Raw genomic sequence first — 19,025 nt, 5'->3', positions numbered from 1 at the left:
CTTATTCCCGATATAAAAATACCGGCAGGACGCCGGCATTTAAAAAGTTTAAATTTAAGCGTTATTACGCTGTACCTCTGCGATCAGATGATCCACCACTTGCGGTTCAGCCAGGGTCGAAGTATCTCCGAGACTGTCCAGCTCATCGGCTGCAATTTTTCGTAAGATCCGGCGCATGATTTTCCCGGAACGGGTTTTTGGCAATGCCGGTGCCCAGTGCAAGGCGTCTGGTGTAGCCACTGGACCAAGAATCTTGCGTACCCAGCTGACCAGTTCTCCACGTAATTGATCTGAACTGGCAACATCAGCCTGTAAGGTCACAAAGGCACAAATGCCCTGACCTTTAATATCATGCGGCATACCGACTACAGCGGCCTCTGCTACCGATTCATGCGCCACCAGTGCACTTTCAATTTCTGCAGTACCTAAACGGTGTCCGGATACATTCAGGACATCATCCACCCGGCCGGTAATCCAGTAATAACCATCTTTATCGCGACGCGCCCCATCTCCGGTAAAATAAGTACCGGGATAGGTAGAGAAATAAGCTTCAATAAAACGCTCCGGGTCTCCCCAAATGGTACGCATCTGACCCGGCCAGGAATCCTTAATCACCAGATTTCCCTCAGCTTCACCCTCCAGTTCCTTGCCATCGGCATCGACAATAGCCGGTTGTACCCCGAAGAAAGGCCGTGTCGCAGAACCTGGTTTTAAATCAGTCGCACCCGGCAATGGCGTAATCATAAAACCGCCAGTTTCGGTTTGCCACCAGGTATCGATGACGGGACAGCGGCTTTCACCGACCACGGTGTAGTACCAGTTCCAGGCTTCCGGATTAATTGGCTCACCGACCGATCCTAAAATTCTCAGGCTGCTACGGTCACTTTCCCGTACAAAAGCATCGCCCTCACGCATCATGGCGCGGATCGCGGTCGGTGCAGTATAGAGAATGGTCACGTTATGCTTATCAACAATATGTCCAGTACGCGCCCAGCTTGGATATTGCGGCACACCTTCAAACATCACGGTGGTGGTACCATTCGAAAGTGGCCCATACAGTACATAGGAATGCCCGGTGATCCAGCCCACATCTGCGGTACACCAGAATACATCATCCTGCTTGATATCAAATGCTTCACGGAAGGTGCAATTCACATAGGTCAGATAACCGCCAGTGGTATGCATCACGCCCTTGGGCTTGCCGGTGGAACCTGAGGTATACAGGATAAACAGCGGATCTTCGGCATTCATCGGTTCGGGTGGACAGATGTCATTCACTGACATAATTTCCGTGTGATACCACAGATCACGCCCGTCCTGCATTTCGATCGGGTTACCGGTGCGGTGCACCACCATTACATTTTGAATCGAGCCTGTACCCGCCAGTTTTAGTGCCTCATCGACATTGGCTTTCAGTGGAATGGCCTTACCTCCGCGCATGCCGGAATCGGCTGTAATCACCATTTTCGCTTGACAGTCTTCAATCCGGCTGGCTAAGGAGTCCGGCGAGAAACCACCAAATACCACGCAATGCACCGCCCCGATCCGGGCACAGGCCAGCATGGCAATCGCGGCTTCAGAGACCATCGGCATATACAGCATGACCCGGTCGCCTTTCTGGATGCCATTTTTCTTCAACACATTGGCAAAACGGCAGGTTTCATCATGCAGTTCGGCAAAGGAAATAATCTTGTGCCGCGAAGGATGATCCCCTTCCCAGATGATCGCCGGTTTATAGGGATGTTCTTTCAGGTGCCGATCCAGACAGTTGGCACTGACATTGAGCTGACCATCGGCAAACCATTCGATTTTAAAATCGTCTTTATTAAAACTGGTATTTTTGACTTGGGTAAAGGGCTTGATCCAGTCCAGACGTTGCGCCTGTTCTGCCCAAAATTTATCTGGCTGTTCTATAGAATACTGATAACGTTCGAAGTACTGATCTTCAAGCGTACGTGCTGTTTTTTTAAATTCTTCGGGTACTGGATAGATCTCTTGCATAGGTCACTTCCTTGATTTTGTTCTATCTCATCACGAGAGGTTAATGCTGCGTTGTTGATTGTTTTTTATGCATAATGGCAGTATGGCCTGCTTATTTCAAATCCGGCAATCATGCTTTCGTCGTAGATTATTTATACAAATTCAATCAAAATAAACCACAACTTACAGTACAGAATCTTCTGCGCAACTGTGTATGATCTGTAGCACAGCCCTTAAAAATAAAATTGACCGCTTGTGGTTATTTCATCTGATTTAGCAGGATACGCTTTATGAAATCGCCTGAATCTCCCTACTTTAACCCGCCTGCGCTGCCTGCATCGGATCATCCCTTGTCGATGAAAGGCCGCTTCGGACGCTTGAGCTTTATTGCCTGGTCGGCATTTCTGTATTTCATCTTTTTATTTGGCAGTATCGCACTGGGTCTCAGCATTGATATTGTGAATATTTCTACCCATTCCATGGATCCCAACTGGCTGATTTCACTGCAAGGCTTGGCCAGTATCGGTGTACTGGTCATGGTTCTGGTCTATGTGTATTTCGCTTTAGTGGTGACTGTTCGCCGTTTGCATGATATGAACCGCAGTGGCTGGTGGGCGCTATTATTTTTGCTGCCGTTAGTAAACATTTTTGTATGGCTTTATATCGTTTTTGGTTCGGGCGATCGAGGCAGTAATCAGTATGGTCCGGCACGGATGACTTTGCTCTGGGAAAAAATTCTGGCCTGGCTGATGATTATCCTGACCCTGCTTAGCCTGTTGGGATCTATCGCTTTATTCAGTTATATGAGCGGTGAAGAACAGTCACCTACCCCCACGGAAATGATGCAAAAAACCACCAAATACTTTTAACAACAGTGCCGTTATTTTTAAAATTATCCACTGGTGACTTCGAGCCCTTATTAATTTTTTGCTGAACATCAGGCAAAATAGGCAAAATTTGAATTGTGGAATTTTTGTGGCAGAGCAAAATAATACCTTAAGCCAGGTAACTGAGGGCACCACGGAGTTGTTACATCAGGCAACTGAAAAAACGACCAAGACCGTGATTGAACATACCGCCAAGTATAATGATGCCTACAGCACCATTGACAAAATCATGGAAGGTTTCTGGGAACGTGTGCCTTATTTCTGTATCGCACTGATCGTGATTACGATTTTCTGGTTACTCTCCAAAGTCTTCAAGTTTTTCGTACGTAAAACTTTGGAAAACCGCTCTTATACCCGCCAGAATCTGGTGTTGGTACTCAACCGTGTCGGCAGTACCTTTATTATTTTCTTTGGTATTCTGATTGGACTGGTGATTGCGGTTCCTGGCTTTACCCCGGGTCAGCTGATGAGTGCCCTCGGAATTGGTTCGGTCGCGATCGGTTTTGCCTTCAAGGATATTTTCCAGAACCTGCTTTCTGGCGTGTTAATTCTGCTCAGTGAACCGTTCAAGATTGGCGACGATATTATCGTGAATGGCATGGAAGGGACGGTTGAAGATATCCAAATTCGTGCGACCTTTTTACGCTCACCGGATGGCCGTCGTATCGTCATTCCGAATGCAACGGTCTACACCAGTGCGGTCACGGTGAATACTGCCTATACCCGTCGCCGCTGCGAATTCGTGGTTGGTATCGGCTATGAAGATGACATCCAGAAAGCCAAGGACCTAATCACCGCTATTTTAGATAAAGATCCAACCATCCTGAGCCAGCCTGGCTTTAGTGTCAACGTCACGGCGCTGGCTGACTTTTCTATTACCCTAAAAGCCTTCTGGTGGGTCGATACCACTGAAACCGGCACCGGAACTTCAATCAGTGCGGTGCAGGAACGGGTGATTCAGGCTTTTGCCGAGCATAATATTTCGATTCCGTATCCGGTACAGGAAGTCAAAGTCTACCACGGCGAAGGCAATGATGATGCCTCAGCCCGCGCTAAACAGACGACCTAAAACATAGGGAATCACAGTTTCTGTACGAATAATACGGTTGCCCAGACTCACAGCCTGACAGCCGTTTTTTATGAGTAAATCGACTTCATATGGAATAAATCCGCCTTCCGGACCAATAACAATCGTACAGGGATGCTCAATCGCAAATGGCATCGCCTGCTCTGCATAAGGATGTGCCACATAAGCCGGGCAATCTGTACTAATCAAACCCGGCAAGATATCTTCAACAAAGGGTTTAAAACGTTTATACAGCTCGATTTTTGGAGCAACCGTATCCCCTGCCTGTTCTAGCCCCAATTCGATATAATGATTTAACTGCTGTAAAAATGGAGTTTGCCAATAACTTTTATCGACGCGGTAGCTATGCAGTAAAATGATTTTTTCAACACCCAAGGTGACACTGTCCATGATCAGACGGCGCAGCACTTTCGGACGTGGCAAAGCAACAATTAAAGTCACTGGCAATTTTTCTGGAACAGCTTCTTCTTGTAGTGGTTTTAGCCACACAGCTTTTTCAGAGATTTCAATAATTTCAGTTAGGTAGCGCTGACTTTCTCGAATTCCGACTTTTAAAGTATCTCCCACTTGAATCTGCACATGCTGCTGTAAATGTTCCAGTTGCCGAGTTGAGGTAATGGACCAAAGTTCAGTTTCGGTTTGACGTGGATCAAGCAGGACGATATTCATAGAATTAAAAGAAACCAAAAAAATTTAAAATAGGATTACGACCAAAACTGCAGATACTAAAAGAACTTTATTAGAATCTCCGACGACATCCACTATTTAGACCGGCGGCAAGGATGCCGCCCGCGGTACTGAGGTACGGGAAGTACCTTCAGTACCGCAAAGGATCTTGTTACTTTTGACCCTTCAAAAGTAAAGTTCCTAATTAGCTCATTAGTTCTATGAACGAATCTAGCTAACAACGGCCTCATTTACCTGCACAGATAAACTTGCCATCGTGTAGGCTTCTCCTGCCATCTTGGTAAATCTAATATCCGTTACTTATCAATATAAATTAAAGATACTGATCAATCACCTGAATATGCTTGGCAAGCGATCCCGTATTTAACTGCATAATTTGCTGCGCTGCCGCATTCAAATTTTCCGCCTTGACCTGATCTTGCAAAAGCTCCAGTAAGACATCTGTAGCCTGCTGTGCATCCTGCACTACTGCGACTGCATCCGCTTGAACAAACTCATCCACGATGGTCTGAAAGTTAAAATAGTTTTTGCCTAAAACAGTCGGCACATTCAGCGTAATCGGCTCCAGAATATTATGTCCACCACCTGGCTCATTTAAAGAACCACCAACATAACAGGCCTGACTTAAAGCATACCAAAGCCACATTTCCCCCATCGAATCAGCCAAATACACTTGGGTATCTACTTCAATACGTTGCCCTAGACTACGACGCTGGATTTTTAACCCCAAAGACTGTGCGGCCTGAAATACCTCATCAAAACGTTCCGGATGACGTGGCACCACAATACAGACTAAATTTGGATCAGTCTCTAAAGCAGCTTTTAAAGCACTTAGAATTTCTTTTTCTTCAGGTGCATGAGTACTGGCTAATGTGATGACTTTGCGACCCGCTAGCTGCCACTCCTGTTTCAACTGATCTGCCTGATGAATAAAGCGCTCAGGTGCAGTAATATCAAACTTGATATTACCCAAAACCTTTGTTTTTTCGGTTGCGATTCCTAACTGGATATAACGCTGCTGGGTGGCAGTATCCTGTGCCAAAAGACTAGTTAAATTCTTGAGCATGCCACGGGTCAGACCTTTGACCTTGGCATAGCCTTTGGCAGATTTTTCAGACAGACGCGCATTCAACAATACACTTGGTACATTGAACTGAGGTGCCTGATCCAGCAGATTAGGCCAAAGCTCGGTTTCCATCAGCAATAAAAGTTTCGGCTGATATTTTTGATAAAACTCACGAATTAAAGTTTTCTGGTCAGCGGGTAAATAGACAGCTTGAAACAAATCAAGATAAGGCGCTTTTAAAAAAAGTGATTTAGCGCGTGCCTGACCGGTTTTGGTGGTATTGGTGACCAGCACCGGATGGCCAAGTTTTAAATAATGTTCAATTAACGGTTGGGCAGCATTGGTTTCACCCACCGACACCACATGAAACCAGATGGCATGCAGGTTTTTGGGTGGCTGAAACGGGCCGAAACGTTCTGTCAGTTCTTGTTGTAATTGTTCAGGATCGGTCGCACGTTTACGGATACGCGATTGATATAAGGGTTTAACCAGCGCCAAGGCTGCGTTATACCAAAATGGAGTGGCCACATTGCGCCCCTGTCCAAAGATTCAATGGGCAGAATATAGCAGAGCCACATCAACATGTTAATCAATGTGGCTCATTTTTAGATTATTCTACTGTAGTTAAAGCTTCTGCTTCAGCCAATGTCGGATAATCAATATAGCCTTCCGCGACATTGGTTCCGATCATATTTTCCAGCTTCAGTTCATTCAGCGGCGCATCTTCGAGCAGACGTTCGTATAGATCCGGATTGGCAATATACGCCTTACCAAAAGCCACCGCATCAGCCTTGCCTGAAGCCAGTAATTCAATGGCATCTTCACGGCTGAGGCGCATATTGGCAATATAAGGCACTCCATTTGAGCGCTGTTTCATATATTCAGAAATACTGTCTTCTGCCAGATATTCACGGGTAAAGAAGAAGGCAATCTTGCGCTTACCCAGCTGCTCCATGGCATAGCCAAATGTTTCACGTGGATCATTGTCGCCCATGTCATGATCATCACAACGCGGCGCAAAATGCACCCCTACACGATCTGCGCCCCATACTTCAATCAGTGCATCAGTTGCTTCTAGCAGGAAACGTGTACGATTTTCCACTGAACCGCCGTATTCATCTTCACGCTGATTGGTTTTGCTTTGCAAGAACTGGTCAATCAGATAACCATTGGCAGCATGTAATTCAACACCATCAAAACCGGCTTCTTTAGCACGAATCGCGGCTTGCTTATATTGCTCGGTAATGGCATGAATTTCCGAAATTTCCAGCGGACGCGGCAACACATAAGGACGTTTTGGACGTAACAAGCTGACATGACCCGCCTGTTGTACTGCACTTGCAGAGACTGGTGTTTCACCATTTAACAGATCCGGATGCGATACACGACCAACATGCCAAAGCTGGGCAACAATCAGACCGCCCTTCTCATGAACCGCTTGAGTAACCTTTTTCCAGCCTTCGACCTGAGCATCGGTAAACAATCCTGGAGTATTTAAATAGCCATTGGCTTCTTCAGAAATCACTGTGGCTTCAGAAATAATCAGGCCAGCACTTGCACGTTGCGCATAGTACTCAACCATCATTGGGGTTGGAACGCGATCAGCAGTTGCGCGGTTACGGGTCAGCGGCGCCATGATGACACGGTTTTTAAGCTCTAACGCACCGAGCGTTAAAGGAGAATTTAATTCAGCCATCGTTACTCCCACCTGTTAAAGGTGTTGTTGTAGGTGTTCGATAAATTGTTGAATCAAAGTTTCATTGCGGGAGAAATATGACCACTGTCCATGCTTGGTCGCAGTGATCAGGCCAGTCTGCTGTAACACCGACAGGTGATTGGACATGGTGGACTGGGAAACCTGGCCCAAACGTTCAATTTGACCTGCACAGACCCCACGTTGAAAGCCACCACACTCTTCCGCAGACAGATATTGCTCCGGAGATTTTAACCACTCCAGAATTTGTCGACGGGTCGGATTGGCTAAGGCTTTAAAAATTAGATCAAGGTCCATAGGCACATCACAATCAGTGGCGCAACGAAACTTTATTCAGCATCTGCGACCATTATATCGTATTTTTACGATTTATATATCGAATAATTTAGATATAAGAGTCACAATCTGTACAAGCTTGGTTACGCCAGCTATTTAAACAACTTCTTACAAGCCCTGTTTCAGGCTTGCTTCGATAAATTTGTCCAGATCACCGTCCAGAACTGCGCCAGTATTGGAATTTTCCACACCTGTACGCAAATCCTTAATACGTGAATCATCCAGGACATAAGAACGGATCTGACTACCCCACCCAATGTCAGACTTGGAATCTTCCAGTGCTTGTGCCGCTTCGTTACGTTTGCTCATCTCGAGCTCATAAAGTTTGGCACGTAACTGCTTCCAGGCATGGTCACGGTTGGCATGTTGTGAACGCTGGTTCTGACAGGCCACCACAATTCCGGTCGGTGCATGGGTTAAACGCACGGCAGAATCTGTTTTGTTAATATGCTGACCACCCGCCCCTGATGCACGATAGGTATCGGTACGAACATCGGACGGATTGATTTCAATTTCGATATTGTCATCAACTTCCGGTGACACAAACACGGCAGAGAACGAGGTATGACGACGGTTACCTGAGTCAAATGGTGACTTACGCACTAAACGGTGTACGCCTGATTCGGTACGCAACCAGCCATAGGCGTACTCACCTTCCACACGAATCGTCGCAGATTTAAGGCCGGCCACATCGCCATCAGACTCTTCCATCACTTCTGCTTTAAAGCCATGACGTTCAATCCAGCGTAGATACATACGTAGCAACATAGACGCCCAGTCCTGTGCTTCTGTACCGCCTGAACCAGCTTGAATTTCCAGATAGCAAGGATTTGGATCCATCGGATTATTGAACATACGGCGAAATTCAAGCTTGGCCAGTTCTTCTTCAGCCGTGCTCAGTTCAGCCTGTACGTCTTCTAGCAAGCTTTCATCATCCGCTTCAACCGCCAGATCAAGCAAAGCCTGTGCATCTTCAAGCTGGGTACTTAAGCCATCCAGCACATTTAATACGTTTTCAAGCTCGCCTTTTTCTTTGGCCATTGCTTGAGCACGACTCTGGTCATTCCAGATGGTTGGATCTTCTAATTCACGCAGGACTTCTTCTAAACGCTCTTTTTTCAGATCGTAGTCAAAGATACCCCCGTAGTGTTTGACCACGTTCGTTTAAGTCTTTTAATTGGTTTAGATACGGATTAATTTCCACGTGAATTACTCTCAATCAAAATTAGGCACAAAATTCTTAGCCCGATATTATAGCACAGTCTATTTCCGCTATTTTAACGATCCATTCAGTCTAAGGCTCGAATGTCTTGAGCATTTAGACCTGTATTTCCCTCATCCAATTTTCAACATCTCATAGACTCTTTTGCGTCTTTTTATCCGAAATTTTTATCGGCTTTTTAGCCCCGTTTTATGACCGAAATATAATTTTGCAATTGATTTTATAATTTAGGATTTCTTATTGGTCTGTATAAAAAATCAGCGAATTCAATAGATTCCACAATATCTACACACTTTTAATAAAACACTACATTATAAATTTAATTTTATTATTCAGTCACTTGTTCAGCAAAAATTACACAAGATTACGCTATTCACATTACTGTAACTTTCCTTTGATTGACGATCTTTGGAATTGCTCTAGACTGAAAGTTGTAACAAAAAGTGTAATGTTTTTAACTCACGATTTGAGGGGTAGTAACCATGAAAAAATTAGCGATTGCTTCGGCACTACTTTCAGCAATAGCAATGACTGGTACAGCAGCACATGCTTACCAAGCAGAAATTGGTGCATCAGCAGGAGTGGTTGATCCTGACAACGGTGGAACTAGCGGTTCTTTCGGCGTTGATGGTACATATTACTTCAATCCAGTTCAAACACGTAATGCTCCATTAGCAGAAGCAGCATTCCTTGATCGTGCAAGTAACGTCAGTGCGCAATATCAATATAATGAAATTGGTGATTCTGAAGCGCATCGTTATGGCGTAGGTGCAGAGTACTTCGTACCAAATTCTGACTTCTACCTAAGCGGTAACGTCAATGGTCATGATCTGCAAGATAACAATGAGGTAGATAATGACTTAACTACTTATGCTGCAGAAGTCGGTTATCTACCAGCGCCAGGCCTATTGATTGCGGCGGGTGTGAAAGGTTGGGATAACGACGAGGATGATGGTGTAGATCCAACATTACGTGCTAAATACGTGACTACCTTAAGCAACGGTAAAGATATCAACCTGGAAGCAGGTGCAGCGTTTGGTGATCTAGATGAATACAATCTGGCAGCAGATTATTTCATCGACAAAACCTTGAGTGTCGGTGCTGATTATCACAACAATGATATTACCGACAAGAGCGAATTTGGTATCAATGCACGTAAGTTCATTAACCAGCAAGTGAGCTTAGAAGGCCGTGTCGGCTTTGGTGAACAGTTTAACAATGACTACAATACCTTTGGTGTAGCAGCGAAGTACCGCTTCTAATCTAAAACCAAAAATTAGTCATTCATAGAAAACCCATCCTCGGATGGGTTTTTTTATTGCACTCTTAACAAGCATTTAGGTATTTTTGCACATTGACGGGGCGAATATAAACTGTACAATTTGTTACAACTGTTCATCAAACAGTCATATTTTTATAACAAAGAGAGAAATCTAAATGCTTAAGAAACTTGCTCTTGCTACAGCGCTTCTTGCTGGCCTGGGAACTGCACACGCTTATCAAACTGAAGTTGGGGCTTCTATTGATCTTCTTGATCATGACCAAGGTGGTTCGGATGTAGGTTTTGCTATCGATGGGACTTACTACTTCAACTCGGTCCAAGTCAAAAATTCACCTTTGAATGAAGCTGCATTCTTAAACCGTGCCAGCAATGTGAATGGTGTATTAAGCTATCAAGATGATTCAGACACGTTTGGCATTGGTGCTGGTATTGAGTATTTTGTTCCAAATTCAGACTTTTATTTAAGTGGTAACATTGCTCATTTTGATAATGATGCTGGTGACATAACTGGTTACGCTGCTGAAGCGGGTTATTTACCTGTTCCTGGCTTATTAGTAGCACTTGGTCTTGTAGGTATTTCTGAAGAAAATGCAGACGATGAAATTGATCCAACTTTACGTGCCAAATATGTAACACAAGTCGGTCAATACGATATGAACTTCGAAGGTGGTGCAAGTTTCGGTGATATCGATGCTTATAACCTAGGTGCAGATTTATATCTAGACAAAACTTTCAGTGTTGGCTTAGGATTCTCTGACTCAGACCTAGAAGGTAATGATGTTTTTACTATTCGTGCCAAAAAATTCTTTAACCAACAAGTTAGCTTAGAAGGTTCGATTAATTTCGCTGATAATGCTGATATCTTTGGCGTACGTGGTGCATACCGCTTCTAATCTCTCCGATTAAAAGCAAAAAAACCGCTCACCCGAGCGGTTTTTTTTATGGCCTATTGTTCCAAATGGATAATCCGCATTTGAAAACTGACATTGCCATTAAAGACATTTCTATCCAGTTCATAGACTAAACGCGTATCTTTCATCGGATCAAAGTCATATTTATCCGCTGCATTGAAGGCGATTGCATCCACGACCTGCCCATTCTCCAATGCCACACGTAATTTAAGATGCACATCTTTGAGCCAACGATAGTCCATGATTTTGAACACACCATCAAAAATCGGTTGGGGGAATTTTTGCCCCCATGGACTTAAATTCTGTAATAAATCGACTGTTTCAATGTGAAAAGCAGAAGCTGGCAGCTCTCCATCCGTCCATAAAGTCGCAGTGAATAAATCCTCATCCATCGCACCAATCAGTACTTCAAAGACCTGCTTAAACTCGGCGAAATTTTCTTTTTTCAGGGTTAAACCGGCTGCTGCTGCATGGCCACCAAAATGACTGACTAAATGAGGATATTGCTCTGCCACCTGTTCAATCGCATCACGAATATGAATACCTTCAATCGAACGCGCCGAACCTTTGATATGAATCCCATCCTGATCCGCGGCAAAAACAATACTCGGACGATGGAACTGCTCTTTTAAACGCCCTGCTACAATCCCGATCACTCCCTGATGCCAATGCTGTTCAAACATGATCAACGCAGCAGGTAGTTCAGTGGCATCCCACTGGATTTTATCCAGCTCAAGCAAGGCTTCCTGCTTGATTTTACCTTCCACCTGACGGCGTTCGACATTGAGCTGATTCAGCTGTTCAGCCAGTGGATAAGCAGTTGTCAGATCAGAAGCCAGCAAACATTCGATCCCGATATCCATAGTTTCCATGCGTCCAGCCGCGTTAATCCGTGGGCCTAAAACAAAGCCCAAATCTTGAGCTTTCAGACCAGCAGGATCACGCTTTGCAATATCAAGTAGCGCACTGATTCCTGCTCGGCATAACCCTTGCTGGATCCGTTTCAACCCTGCATCGACCAGAATCCGGTTGTTATAGTCCAGACTCGCGACATCGGCATAAGTACCGAGTGCCACCAGATCAAGATAATTGGTAATTACCGTAGAGGATTTTCCAAGTTTCTTGCGATGGGTAGACAGATTGGCCAGTATATAAAAAGCCACCCCGACCCCAGCCAGTGCTTTGCTTGGAAAGTCGCAACCGAGCTGATTGGGATTGACCACGGCTTCGGCTTTTGGTGTCGGCTTGGTCGTCAGATGGTGATCAGTAATGATCACCTGCATGCCATGATCTTGTGCCTGTTTGACTCCGTCATGGCTGGAAATGCCATTGTCCACGGTAAGCAGTAAATCAGGTGTGAAACTGACAAAGGCTAGATCTGCAATTACGGGCGTCAATCCATAACCATATTTAAAACGGTCTGGTACCAGATATTCAACATTGGCGCCCATATCACGCAGTGCCAGCACCATGAGTGCAGTACTGGTCGCGCCATCGGCATCATAATCGCCGACAATCACGATTTTCTGGCCATGATCAATCGCCTGATCCATCAATTGAATGGCTTCAGGCAAGCCTTTCATGGTCGGTGCCAGCAAATGCTTCAGCTTGAGCTCAAGTTCCTGCTCGGATTCCACCCCACGACGAGCCAGAATCTCGGCCACAAATGCAGGGACGCCCGGTAAATTTTCAGGGCGTGTCAGCAATGGACGTTGTTTGATTTCCAGTTTTTGCATGGTTATGGCATTAAGCGCTCTAAAGTCCAGCCGGCATCGGTTTTGCGATAACTTAAACGGTCATGCAAACGGTTCGGACGACCCTGCCAGAATTCATAATAATCGGGTTCGAGACGATAACCGCCCCAGAATACCGGCTTGTCCAGCTGTTGCTGATTGGCAACCTGGGTATGCAAATCCCAAAAACGTTGCTGCAATTCCTCACGACTAGCCACGATGCCACTTTGCGGGGTACTGATATGCGCGGCAATCTGGCTTTCGCGTGGACGTTTATGATAATAGTCGGTCGATTCTTCTTCCGATATTTTCTTTACACGACCTGAAATACGAATCTGGCGCTCCTGATCCTGCCAGTAGAACAACAGTTCGGCATAAGGATTTTTAGCCAGATCCAGACCTTTTTGACTATCATAGTTGGTATAAAAATCATACCCTGCGTCAGTCGCTCCACGCAGCAATACCGTACGCACATGCGGACGGCCTTGTGCATTGGCTGTTGCCAACGACATGGCATAGGGCTCGTGCAATTTTGCTTCCAGTGCATGGTTAAACCATTGCAAGAACTGCATATGCGGATTCGGATTGACTTGCTGTTCCTGTAACTCGCCTTTTTCATAATTCAGGCGTAGTTCACTCAGATCCTTGATCAGATCACTCATTATCTATGTTCCCGTTAAGCTGCATTGGCACGCACAGCATCTGCCAGGCTGTTTGCAAGTGTGGTGACTTCAGCCAGATCATCGCCTTCGACCATCACACGAATGACAGGTTCTGTGCCAGATTTACGAATCAATAAACGGCCACGACCTTTAAGCTGCTGTTCGGCTTTTTCAAATTCAGCTGCCAGTGCAGGCACTGAATAAGGATCAAACATGGCATTTAAACGTACATTGACCAAGACATTGGGCAACAGTTTAAAGTCAGCCACAAGTTCATGCAGAGCTTTTTTCTGCTCAACCATCACGGTTAAAACTTGCAGGGCTGCAATAATGGCGTCGCCTGTGGTGCTCTTGTCTAAAGTCAGAATATGACCAGAAGGCTCACCGCCAATTACCCAGCCATTTTCTTCCAGACCTTGCAATACATAACGGTCGCCGACTTTGGCACGTAATAACGGCACTTGTGCTTTTTCCAGCGCCAGTTCCAGCGCCATATTGCTCATTAAGGTACCGACGATACCTGCCGGTTTTTTCGAGCTTTGAGTCGCAAGAATATAAAGAATATGGTCGCCATCAATCAGATTACCGGCTTTATCTACGAGAACCACACGGTCAGCATCCCCATCAAAGGCAATACCCAAATCCGCTTGATGTTGAATCACGGCTTGTTGCAAGCTTTCCGGATGGGTTGAACCACAGCCCTCATTAATATTTAAACCGCTCGGCTCATTGTGAATCGCAATTACACGTGCGCCCAGTTCACGGAACACTGCAGGTCCCACGTTATAGGCTGCACCATTGGCACAATCCACCACAATGGTGAGTTCATTCAGATCCAGATGATACGGGAACGTCGATTTACAGAATTCAATATAGCGACCGTTGGCATCTTTAACCCGGATACTTTTACCCAGATTCGCCGTATCTTCAATCACAAAATCTTTTTTAAGTTCCTGATTAATTTCGTCTTGTAAAGCATCTGGCAATTTTTTACCTTCCGCAGAGAAGAACTTAATGCCATTATCAAAATACGGGTTATGCGAAGCGGAAATGACAATACCCAAGCTGGCATGTAAGGCACGGGTCAAGTGAGCAATCGCCGGTGTCGGTAGTGGACCTAAAAGGTGAACATAAACGCCAGCGGCATTTAAACCTGCCTGTAAGGCAGCTTCCAAGATATAACCAGACAAACGGGTATCTTTACCCAGAACCACCAATGGTTTGGATTTTTTACTATGACGTTTTAAAACTTTACCAGCCGCAAATCCCAGTTTCAGGGCAAACTCAGGGGTAATCGGCAATTCGCCAAATTTTCCACGAATACCATCCGTACCAAAATAACTCATCTTTATCTCACTTCTTAGCGGATGATTGATATCACCCATTTTTTTCCTTGAGTCACACTTTACACCAAAATAAAAAAGCCGTCATTTGCATGACGGCTTTTTAAAATTTTAAATCACAGGAAATTAACCTACGCGATAGTTTGGCGCTTCTTTGGTAATGGTCACATCATGTACATGCGACTCCGACATACCGGCAGAAGTGATTTTCACAAACTTGGCATTTTGACGCAGGTCTTCAATCGTCGCAGAACCGGTATAACCCATTGAAGAACGTAGGCCGCCCATCATCTGATGTACGATATTACCCATTGGGCCTTTGTACGGTACACGACCTTCAATACCTTCAGGAACCAGCTTCTCGGCACCGGCCTTGGAGTCCTGGAAGTAACGGTCAGCAGAACCTGTCGCACCCGCCATCGCGCCCAATGAACCCATACCGCGATAAGCCTTGTAGTAACGGCCCTGGAAGAATTCAACTTCGCCTGGTGCTTCTTCAGTACCGGCCATCAATGAACCAACCATAATCGTGCTTGCGCCCGCACCAATCGCTTTGGCCATATCGCCAGAGAAACGAATACCGCCATCTGCGATCAAAGGAATCTGATCTTTCAGCGCATTGGCAACAGAATCAATCGCAGAGATCTGTGGCATACCAATACCCGCCACAATACGCGTGGTACAGATTGAACCAGGACCAATACCAACTTTAACGGCATCCGCACCTGCATCAAGTAACGCCAGCGCAGCATCACCTGTCGCGATGTTACCGCCAATCACCTGAACTTGTGGATAATTGGCCTTAACCCAACGTACACGCTCGATTACACCTGCAGAATGGCCATGTGCAGTATCGACTACAATCACGTCCACACCTGCATCAACCAAGGCTTCTACGCGGCTTGGCGTTTCTGCACCAGTACCGACAGCAGCACCAACACGCAGACGACCCAGGTCATCTTTACAGCTATTTGGATACAATTCAGCTTTACGGAAATCGGTTACCGTAATTAAGCCTTTCAGCTCTTGCTGATCGTTGACCACCAATACTTTTTCAATACGGTGCTGTTGCAATAAAGCTTGGATATTTTCTTTCGATTCGCCTTCACGAACTGTCACCAGGCGATCCTGACCAGTCATGATATTGCTGACTGGCTGCTCAAGATTGGTTTCAAAGCGTGTATCACGACCGGTCACGATACCCACCACTTTGCCATCTTTCACAACGGGTACACCACTGATATTGTTGGCTTGAGTCAACGCAATCAGTTCACGTACTGTGGTTTCAGGAGTGACTGTAATCGGGTCTTTGACCATACCCGCTTCGAATTTTTTCACACGGCGCACTTCTGCAGCCTGAACCGCGATATCCATGTTCTTGTGCAAAATACCGATACCACCATTTTGCGCCATTGCAATTGCCATACGGGACTCAGTCACCGTATCCATTGCTGCAGACACAAGAGGAATATTCAGGTTAATGCCACGAGTTAAACGTGTCTTTAGGGAGACATCTTTTGGAAGAACAGTAGAATAGGCAGGGAGTAATAGGACATCATCGAAGGTTAACGCGTCTTGAACGATGGTCAACATAACAGTCTCACTGGTAATTTCCGTGCACTATTATAAACAAATATCGGCTTAAATTTCATTGCAATTGCAAAATTATTTTTTTATTCAAGCTTCGTACACGCAGATCTATGTGGGTGCTAAAACAGTATCAATAATACGTCCGATCATGAAGTTCCCTATTTTAAAATATACCCCGATCATTTTAATGAAGTGAAAAGCAGAGCCTAAGCTCTGCTTTGGATGGATTTAGCTGACATATTCAAAACTGTCATCATTGTCGGCTTCATCAGTTTCAATCTGGACAAAGGGCAACATATTGTGTGCAATACGTGCCTTATTGCATTGCTCATCGGTAATCTGCACTTCTTTGCAGGATGAACTACGCTGCTCATACATGCCGCAGCTCACCTGCTGGCCGATGGTGCCATCAAGTGCGATACAGCGTGGATTTTTTTGATTGGTTCCAGCCATACATGAATAGACTGCTGTCACAGGTTCGGTATAGTGCTCAGGCATATGAATACCTTCAGCCCAATAGAACGAAACCCGGAAATAGGCGCAGCACGCCCCGCAGCTTAAACATGCATCCGGTTTTGGAACTTGAGACAACATTTCTTATAAGTTCTCGTCATCAAAAAAAAGTTTTTTGGAGAAGAAATATAAAAAATGTTGTTTTTCCACACAAGAAAAAAATTATTTTTTGTGTGAACTATTCAGGACAGGTAAAAACCGTTTCATCCATCAGGTCAGTGCCGCATTGCAACGTTTCAATCCAGTCCAGAAACTGGTTAATCTGCTCTTTGCCGACAAATGGCGTGCCATGCTGCGGCACAATCATCTCGATCTCCATACCGCGCACCATTTGCACCCAAAGACGAATGACCTTGTTATTGCACATATAGCGTTGATGAAAGCTTTTCATTTTCGGAATATGCGCAGCAAAATTTTCCAGTGGTTTGGCTGCATCTTCTACCATAGACGCGCCCATATCACCTGAAAATAAAATCTTGGCAATCGGATCATAAAACTGGAAATTCCCCACCGAATGCAGAAAATGCGCCGGCACCGCCACAATATGTGATTGGCCAAGCGGAATGATTTGACCATGATCCGGAAGCTCCACCAATCGATCCAACCAGTTGCCTTTCATCCGGTCACTCATAAAGGCCGAGTTTAAGTGTGGCAAGAAGCGCGCCCACAGCTTGGATGCGACGACTTTGGCGTCCGTATAGACCAGCCAGCGTGGCATCGAGGTGATGATATCCGGGTCCTGGTGCGAGGCCATGACATAATCCAGATTGGTCAAACGGGTGTATTTATTCAGTTCCATGGTCAGCGGCACATAGGTTAAATCACCACCCGGATCAAGTACCGCCGCGCGCTCATGATCAATGATCAGAAACTGGTTTGCCTGAACGCCTTCACCTTTGACCAGACTGGTAAAACTGATGCATTTATGTGTCCCGTTATCAAACAGAACCTGCGATGTGGTGCGTTCAAAAGCCATGTAAATCCCCCAATTTATAATAAAAATAACGTTTTTATACCCGTATAAAATATAAGGAATTAATCAAACTTACAATCAATAAAACTAGCTATATCACACTATTTATCAAGGTTTTGAGAGAATTTTAACCATAAAAAATCCTGAGTCTTTAACTCAGGATTCATGTAATTTATTATTTTATGATTTAAAAGAAATAATGTTGAGCCAGTGTTGCGACACCAATCACCAGGAAAATCGCCGCACCAATTTTATGAATCAGGCTGATCGGAAGTCTGTTCGCCAGTTTATCTCCCAAAAATACTGCAGGTGCATTGGCCAGCATCATGCCCAAAGTGGTACCGAGCATGACCCAAAAGACGCTATCGAAACGTGCTGCCAGTGCAACTGTGGCAATTTGGGTTTTGTCACCAATTTCTGCCAGAAAGAACAGAATAAAGGTCGCACCAAATACCCCGAATTTTTGCCATTTATTGATACTGGCATTTTCATCCCCGAGTTCATCCGGAATCAGCATCCAGACAGCCATTGCGATAAAGCCAATCGAGACGATCCACAACAGCACCTCTGGCCCGATCACCGTGGTCACCCATTGTCCCAATACCGCAGAAAGGCCGTGATTAATCAGCGTCGCCAATAAAATAGCAACTAAAATAGGAACAGGTTTGCGAAAACGTGCAGCAAGCAGCAAAGCCAGCAGTTGGGTTTTATCACCCATTTCAGCCAGTGCTACGATTGCAGTCGACAGTAGGAATTCATACATGAGGTCTTTCTCTGGCTAGCATCCAATACCAATGACTCACCGCTCCTGCTAGCCAAAATCTGCAGAGTGGTAAATCAAAGGTCTTGCCAACAAAAGAAAGCTTGGGAAAGCTGACTTGGTTCTTTGCTATGATGACCATGCCCGGTTGAGCAAATATGTTGACCATCACCCTTCTGCTTTGCGCAAAAGGCGGCTACTCCCCAATGAAGTGTGCCAAGTATAGAATCAAATAGATTATTTTTCAATGCAGCAGCAAAAAACCCTGCCGAAGCAGGG

At 45.2% G+C, this 19,025-nt stretch carries 17 protein-coding genes and 1 riboswitch; of the genes, 4 read left to right on the top strand and 13 right to left on the bottom strand.

From position 1 onward, the window contains the following. Positions 1 to 54: 54 nt before the first annotated feature. Positions 55 to 2,001 (bottom strand): acetate--CoA ligase, encoded by a 1,947-nt coding sequence (gene acs / locus ACNPNW_RS01240; protein ID WP_448766413.1) that lies wholly within the window; start codon positions 1,999 to 2,001, stop codon positions 55 to 57. 269 nt (positions 2,002 to 2,270) lie between these two features. On the opposite strand from acs, the gene ACNPNW_RS01235 reads away from it, so the two are divergent. Together ACNPNW_RS01235 and ACNPNW_RS01230 are read left to right on the top strand one after the other, a co-directional pair. Further along, positions 2,271 to 2,849, top strand: coding sequence for a DUF805 domain-containing protein (locus ACNPNW_RS01235; protein WP_448766412.1), 579 nt, complete (start codon positions 2,271 to 2,273; stop codon positions 2,847 to 2,849). Positions 2,850 to 2,955: 106 nt separating this feature from the next. Next, on the top strand, positions 2,956 to 3,936 hold the full coding sequence (locus tag ACNPNW_RS01230; protein ID WP_448766411.1) for a mechanosensitive ion channel family protein: 981 nt from the start codon (positions 2,956 to 2,958) through the stop codon (positions 3,934 to 3,936). Here the strand turns inward: ACNPNW_RS01230 and ACNPNW_RS01225 are convergent. From ACNPNW_RS01225 to prfB, 5 genes are all read right to left on the bottom strand, one after another. Beyond that, entirely contained in the window at positions 3,910 to 4,623 is a 714-nt protein-coding gene (locus ACNPNW_RS01225) for a 16S rRNA (uracil(1498)-N(3))-methyltransferase (protein WP_148335092.1), read from the bottom strand. The two genes, ACNPNW_RS01230 and ACNPNW_RS01225, sit on opposite strands and share 27 nt — an antisense overlap. 331 nt (positions 4,624 to 4,954) lie before the next feature. After that, positions 4,955 to 6,235, bottom strand: a complete 1,281-nt coding sequence (locus ACNPNW_RS01220; protein WP_148335090.1) for a 3-deoxy-D-manno-octulosonic acid transferase — start codon at positions 6,233 to 6,235, stop codon at positions 4,955 to 4,957. Between the two features lie 82 nt (positions 6,236 to 6,317). Beyond that, entirely contained in the window at positions 6,318 to 7,403 is a 1,086-nt protein-coding gene (locus ACNPNW_RS01215) for an alkene reductase (protein ID WP_148335088.1), read from the bottom strand. Positions 7,404 to 7,418: 15 nt separating this feature from the next. Beyond that, entirely contained in the window at positions 7,419 to 7,718 is a 300-nt protein-coding gene (locus ACNPNW_RS01210; protein WP_004281346.1) for an ArsR/SmtB family transcription factor, read from the bottom strand. Positions 7,719 to 7,865: 147 nt separating this feature from the next. Next, positions 7,866 to 8,961 (bottom strand): peptide chain release factor 2 gene (prfB, locus tag ACNPNW_RS01205; RefSeq protein ID WP_253144869.1). Its coding sequence is split into 2 segments (ribosomal slippage): positions 7,866 to 8,888 and positions 8,890 to 8,961, totalling 1,095 coding nucleotides; the frame shifts between segments, so codons are not numbered across the junction. A gap of 500 nt (positions 8,962 to 9,461) precedes the next feature. Here prfB and ACNPNW_RS01200 point away from each other — a divergent pair. Then, complete coding sequence (locus ACNPNW_RS01200) at positions 9,462 to 10,241, top strand: putative porin (protein ID WP_005245738.1); 780 nt, start codon at positions 9,462 to 9,464, stop codon at positions 10,239 to 10,241. Positions 10,242 to 10,416: 175 nt separating this feature from the next. Further along, on the top strand, positions 10,417 to 11,154 hold the full coding sequence (locus ACNPNW_RS01195) for a putative porin (RefSeq protein ID WP_448766410.1): 738 nt from the start codon (positions 10,417 to 10,419) through the stop codon (positions 11,152 to 11,154). Between the two features lie 53 nt (positions 11,155 to 11,207). On the opposite strand, the gene recJ is transcribed toward ACNPNW_RS01195, so the two are convergent. The 7 genes from recJ to ACNPNW_RS01160 all read right to left on the bottom strand — a co-directional run bounded on the left by recJ (position 11,208) and on the right by ACNPNW_RS01160 (position 18,749). After that, positions 11,208 to 12,908 carry a single-stranded-DNA-specific exonuclease RecJ gene (recJ, locus tag ACNPNW_RS01190; RefSeq protein WP_448766409.1) on the bottom strand — a complete coding sequence of 567 codons (1,701 nt, stop codon included), beginning with the start codon at positions 12,906 to 12,908 and terminating at the stop codon, positions 11,208 to 11,210. Positions 12,909 to 12,910: 2 nt separating this feature from the next. Then, the gene (gene pdxH, locus ACNPNW_RS01185) at positions 12,911 to 13,567 is read right to left on the bottom strand and encodes a pyridoxamine 5'-phosphate oxidase (RefSeq protein WP_004281335.1); all 657 of its coding nucleotides are present in this window, start codon (positions 13,565 to 13,567) and stop codon (positions 12,911 to 12,913) included. Positions 13,568 to 13,581: 14 nt separating this feature from the next. Continuing rightward, positions 13,582 to 14,913, bottom strand: coding sequence for a phosphoglucosamine mutase (gene glmM, locus ACNPNW_RS01180; RefSeq protein WP_448766408.1), 1,332 nt, complete (start codon positions 14,911 to 14,913; stop codon positions 13,582 to 13,584). A 123-nt stretch (positions 14,914 to 15,036) separates the two neighbouring features. Further along, positions 15,037 to 16,503, bottom strand: a complete 1,467-nt coding sequence (guaB, locus tag ACNPNW_RS01175; protein WP_004281332.1) for an IMP dehydrogenase — start codon at positions 16,501 to 16,503, stop codon at positions 15,037 to 15,039. 225 nt (positions 16,504 to 16,728) lie between these two features. Beyond that, the gene (locus tag ACNPNW_RS01170) at positions 16,729 to 17,094 is read right to left on the bottom strand and encodes a YkgJ family cysteine cluster protein (RefSeq protein WP_448766407.1); all 366 of its coding nucleotides are present in this window, start codon (positions 17,092 to 17,094) and stop codon (positions 16,729 to 16,731) included. A 97-nt stretch (positions 17,095 to 17,191) separates the two neighbouring features. Next, positions 17,192 to 17,989 (bottom strand): oxygen-binding di-iron domain-containing protein, encoded by a 798-nt coding sequence (locus tag ACNPNW_RS01165; protein ID WP_448766406.1) that lies wholly within the window; start codon positions 17,987 to 17,989, stop codon positions 17,192 to 17,194. A 184-nt stretch (positions 17,990 to 18,173) separates the two neighbouring features. Further along, positions 18,174 to 18,749, bottom strand: coding sequence for a TMEM165/GDT1 family protein (locus ACNPNW_RS01160; RefSeq protein WP_004729168.1), 576 nt, complete (start codon positions 18,747 to 18,749; stop codon positions 18,174 to 18,176). A gap of 72 nt (positions 18,750 to 18,821) precedes the next feature. Further along, positions 18,822 to 18,963: riboswitch (yybP-ykoY riboswitch) on the bottom strand. Positions 18,964 to 19,025: the final 62 nt, after the last annotated feature.

The sequence above is a fragment of the Acinetobacter endophylla genome (genome assembly GCF_053543775.1).
This window is presented reverse-complemented; position numbering and strand designations above follow the sequence as displayed.